This is a genomic window from Pseudomonas sp. dw_358 (assembly GCF_018449655.1).
Taxonomy (GTDB): domain Bacteria; phylum Pseudomonadota; class Gammaproteobacteria; order Pseudomonadales; family Pseudomonadaceae; genus Aquipseudomonas.
Window position 1 is genome coordinate 1 of sequence record NZ_JAAVUX010000053.1, and the last position, 715, is coordinate 715.

Genomic DNA, 715 nt, shown 5'->3' on the forward strand with positions numbered 1-715 from the left:
CCCAGGGCAACCTGACCACCGTCACCAACGCGCTGGGCCAGGTCACCACCCTGGCCAACTTCGATCCCTACGGCCATCCGCAGACCGTCACCGACCCCAACGGCGTGGTCGTGACCCTGACCTACACCCCCGAAGGCTGGCTGGCCAGCAGCGCGGTGGGTGCCTCGACCACCAGCTACAGCTACAACGCCGTGGGCGACGTGCTGCAGATCACCCTGGCCGACGGCAACTCTATCCAGTACACCTACGACGATGCGCGCCGTCTGATCAAGGTGCAGAACCAGCTGGGCGAGAGCATCAACTACACCCTCGATGCGATGGGCAATCGCACGGCCGAACAGGTCAAAGACAGCAGCAACACGCTGGTCAAGCAACAACAGCGCACCTATGACGAACTGGGCCGGCTGATCAAGAACGTCGGCGCCGGCAACCAGACCCGCCAGTACGCCTACGACCTCAACGACAACCCGGCCAGCAGCACCACCCCGCGCAACAACACGACGAGCACCGCCTTTGACGCGCTCAACCGGGTCACTCAGATCGTCGACCCGCTGGGCGGTACCACGGCGCTGAGCTACAACACCGACGACCAGATCACCCAGGTGGTCGACCCGCGTGGCGTGACCACCCAGTACGCCTACGATGCCCTGGGCAACCTGACCCAACGCACCAGCCCGGACAGCGGCACCACCACCTTCACCTACGATGCCGCCGG

At 65.0% G+C, this 715-nt stretch carries 1 pseudogene; it reads left to right on the plus strand.

Annotated features, from left to right (window positions below):
- Positions 1 to 715, plus strand: a pseudogene (locus HB675_RS25705) (RHS repeat protein); the annotation flags it as partial.